The sequence below is a fragment of the Pacificibacter sp. genome (genome assembly GCF_039769035.1).
Lineage (GTDB): Bacteria > Pseudomonadota > Alphaproteobacteria > Rhodobacterales > Rhodobacteraceae > Celeribacter.
Map to the genome: position 1 here is coordinate 1 of NZ_JBDMZG010000093.1, position 3,836 is coordinate 3,836.

The 3,836-nt window shown below is 54.1% G+C and carries 3 protein-coding genes and 1 pseudogene; 2 read left to right on the forward strand and 2 right to left on the reverse strand.

What is annotated here, in order from left to right:
- The coding region (locus tag ABF287_RS08780) for a hypothetical protein (protein ID WP_347184636.1) at positions 1 to 590 on the forward strand (590 nt) is incomplete at its 5' end.
- A 107-nt stretch (positions 591 to 697) separates the two neighbouring features.
- On the opposite strand, the gene preA is transcribed toward ABF287_RS08780, so the two are convergent.
- Together preA and ABF287_RS08790 are read right to left on the reverse strand one after the other, a co-directional pair.
- Positions 698 to 2,002: an NAD-dependent dihydropyrimidine dehydrogenase subunit PreA gene (preA, locus tag ABF287_RS08785; protein ID WP_347184637.1), complete on the reverse strand. Its 1,305-nt coding sequence runs from the start codon at positions 2,000 to 2,002 to the stop codon at positions 698 to 700.
- A gap of 3 nt (positions 2,003 to 2,005) precedes the next feature.
- The gene (locus tag ABF287_RS08790; protein WP_347184638.1) at positions 2,006 to 3,346 is read right to left on the reverse strand and encodes an NAD(P)-dependent oxidoreductase; all 1,341 of its coding nucleotides are present in this window, start codon (positions 3,344 to 3,346) and stop codon (positions 2,006 to 2,008) included.
- Positions 3,347 to 3,628: 282 nt separating this feature from the next.
- On the opposite strand from ABF287_RS08790, the pseudogene ABF287_RS08795 reads away from it, so the two are divergent.
- Positions 3,629 to 3,836 (forward strand): annotated as a pseudogene (locus ABF287_RS08795) (acetyl-CoA carboxylase, biotin carboxyl carrier protein); the annotation flags it as partial.

A 3,836-nucleotide genomic window follows, 5' to 3' on the forward strand; every position in this document is an offset into this window, starting at 1 on the left:
ATGGGGGAGACGTGTCATCGTCGCCGCCCGTACAACCTCGGCAGGACGCGGCAGCTGTTGCCGCAATTTCGGATGATCCTGCCGCGCAAATGCGCAATGACGCCCATTCTTTCAACAAGAATGGCAACGTTGACGTGCCTCGATCAAAGGTTGACGTGCCTCGATCAAAGAATGACGATTCTGGGGCCTACGCGCCCAGTGCGCCGCGCAACGCATCGCAAAACGAACCGCAGCTTGACGAAAAAACATTGGCGGGACCAACCCCAGCCTTTCAAGTGAGTTTGCTCGAAATGGAAAGCGATCTGCGCACGGTCATCGCGCAAGTCGAAGCAAAACGTGCGCACACCCATGATGGTGACAATGCGGCACAGCCCCATTCGCGCGAAGATGTGACGTCACAGGCACAAATGCCACGCGCGGATAAAGATCAACATTCCCTTGCCGCCCCAACGAGTGCGCCGAACACCACCGAAATGGCTTCCCCTGTTGAAGCGCCCAAATCAGCTGCGCCGAACAATATTCAAGACCGTGAAGCAGCATATTTCGGCTCAGCTGCACAATTGGAAACGCCTTACGACACCAAGCAATAAGAAACGCAGAGCCTATTACGAAGAAAATCCCCGCACGAAACGCACGGGGACTGGTCATTCTCAACCTCCGAGCCACGATATCGCAGCTCGGTCATTTGGCGTGCGCCCTACTCTGCCGCAGTTGCAGAAGGGTTGTTCGGGTGTTCTGTCCAGTTGCCATAATCTTTTGACACTGTTTCACCGGTGCGCTCATCCAGATCACCTGGCTGCAATGTTTTCATGGTGATGCAGCCCTCAATCGGACAGACGTTCACACATAGATTACAGGCGACACATTCGTCATCCATCACCTCAAACACCCGATCTGGCGTCATGGAAATCGCTTGGTGAGACGTGTCCTCACACGCCGCATAGCAACGTCCACAAGAAATACATTCGTCCTGATCAATCACCGCCTTGGTGACATGGTTGAGGTTCAAATACTGCCAATCTGTCACGTTCGGCACAGCTTTGCCCGACAGCTCAGCCACCGATGTCATGCCCTTGCTGTCCAAATATTCAGACAGACCAGAGATCATTTCCTCAACGACTTTAAAGCCATAGGTCATCACAGCCGTACAAACCTGCACGTTGCCTGCCCCAAGCGCCAAAAATTCGGCCGCATCACGCCAGGTGGTGACGCCACCGATGCCAGAAATCGGCAAGTCATGCGTCTCTGCGTTGCGCGCGATCTCTGCAACCATGTTCATCGCAATGGGTTTGACCGCAGGACCGCAATAGCCACCATGGGTGCCCTTGCCGTCGATCATTGGCTCAGGACTAAAGCTATCAAGGTTCACGCCAGTGATCGAATTGATCGTATTGATCAAAGACACGGCATCCGCACCACCACGCTTTGCAGCCTCAGCTGGCAGCAAAATGTTGCTGATGTTTGGCGTCAGTTTGACGATGATCGGCAGCCCCGTCGCCTCTTTACACCAACGTGTCACCATTTCGATATACTCAGGCACTTGGCCCACAGCCGAGCCCATGCCGCGTTCCGCCATTCCGTGAGGACAGCCAAAGTTCAGCTCGAACCCGTCACAGCCGGTTTCAGCAATGCGCGGCAGAATATCTTTCCAGCTTTTCTCGTCACAAGGCACCATCACAGAGGCGACCAGTGCGCGATCTGGGTAATCCTTTTTCACCCGCGTCATTTCCGCAAGGTTCACTTCCAACGGGCGATCCGTGATCAATTCGATATTGTTGAGACCCAAAAGACGCCGGTCTGCACCAAAAATAGCGCCGTACCGCGGCCCGTTGACGTTGACCACAGGCGGACCTTCCGCGCCGAGCGTTTTCCACACAACACCGCCCCAGCCTGCTTCGAAAGCGCGGCGCACGTTGTATTCTTTGTCGGTGGGCGGTGCAGAGGCCAACCAGAATGGGTTCGGGGACTTAATGCCACAAAATTCGCTTGTAAGATCTGCCATGATTTAGCCCTCGCCCATCAAAACTGAATGAATATCCATCGCCGCGTCGCGCCCTTCGGCCACGGCAGTCACCGTCAAATCGTCACCGCCAGAGGCGCAGTCGCCGCCAGCCCAGACGTTTTCAACTGTGGTTTTCCCCATCGCATCGACAGCAATCTTGCCGCCCTCAATCGTCAGACCCTCAGGGGCACCGAGCAACGTTTGACCAATCGCCACAAGCACTTGATCGGCGGCAATGCTCACCATCTCGCCTGTGCCTTTCAACGCGCCGTCAACCTCAGCCGTGTATTCGAAGACGACCTCAGAGCACGATCCCTCGCCCAACACCGCAGACGGCTGCGCATCGTACAGAATCGTAACGCCTTTTGAGGTCGCCAAATCTTGTTCATATTCTGACGCGCCCATACGGTCCTTGCCGCGCCGATACGCCATCGTTACGTTTTGCGCGCCCAAAAGCTTGGCCTGCACAGCGGCATCAACAGCCGTCATGCCGCCGCCAATCACCACGACATTACGCCCAACAGGCAAGGTCGACAGATCATCAGATTGGCGCAATTTCGCGATGAACTCGACCGCGTCTTCAACGCCATCCAAATCAACACCGTCAGCACGCAGGGCGTTCACACCCCCAAGACCGATGGACAAGAACACTGCATCAAAGTCAGATTTCAAACCCTCCAGCGTGATGTCTTCGCCGAGCTTTTGACCAGATTGCACCTGAATGCCGCCGATGGACAGCAGCCATTCGACTTCTTTTTGCGCAAAATTTTCAGTGGATTTATAACTGGCAATACCAAACTCATTCAGTCCGCCAAGCTTTGGGCGGCTGTCGAACAAAGTTACGTCGTGCCCGAGCATCGCCAATCGGTGCGCAGCCGACAGGCCAGCAGGCCCCGCGCCCACAACAGCGATCGTTTTGCCAGTGGCCTCAGCGCGCTCATAGGGATGCGCCGCCTCTGCCATCAATGTATCAGTGGCAAAGCGTTGCAAGCGGCCGATTTCGACAGGCTTACCTTCAGCAATTTCGCGCACACAGACTTCTTCACACAGGGTTTCAGTGGGGCAAACGCGTGCGCACATTCCACCCAAGATGTTTTGATCGAAAATCGTTTTGGCGGCAGCTTTCGGCGTGCCTGTAACGATTTGACGAATGAACATCGGAATATCAATCGACGTTGGGCAGGCTGTCATGCACGGGGCATCATAACAAAAGTAGCACCTGTCGGCGGCGACTTGCGCTTCGTGGTCAGCAAGTGGCTCGTGCAGGTCTGTAAAATTCTCGGCAAGGGCATCAGCAGGCAATCTACCCGCCACTATTCCTGCATGTCGTTCCCTGTTTTCCATTTCTCGGCTCCATGTCTATAGGTCGCTAAAGGCGGCTTTTCGCTCTTGTAATCAGCGTGCCACAACTATTTTTTTTATCAAGTGGTAAAATAAATATTTCACACATCCACTCGTTTTCTCGGCCGAATAAATACAATCGAACACGACTTTAAAAGCAATCGCCCAACAATTGAGCGCGAACGAACAATAATTAAAGGGTTTTCACCCTAAGCCGCCTGCCGTATAAGCGTTCAAAGCTGAGAAACAATCCGCGACACAAGCGGCAAGATTGGGTTGAGTAAAATGACCAAGAAAAACGAGTCCGACGTACAATTCATTCAGGCATTGGCAGAAATGCTAACGACAAATGATCTTACAGAAATCGAAGTGATGCGCGAATACGGTGACAACGACAACTTGAATGTTCGTGTCAGCCGCCAACCGCCTGTACAACAAGTCGTCCAATCTGTCGCCGCAGCCGCACCTGTTGCCGCCGCAGCACCGGCGCCTG

What these genes read in the sequence shown, in the direction of transcription:
- preA (WP_347184637.1), bottom strand. Translation starts at nt 2,002, where the DNA reads ATGGCAGATCTTACAAGCGAATTTTGTGGCATTAAGTCCCCGAACCCA.
- ABF287_RS08790 (WP_347184638.1), bottom strand. Translation starts at nt 3,346, where the DNA reads ATGGAAAACAGGGAACGACATGCAGGAATAGTGGCGGGTAGATTGCCT.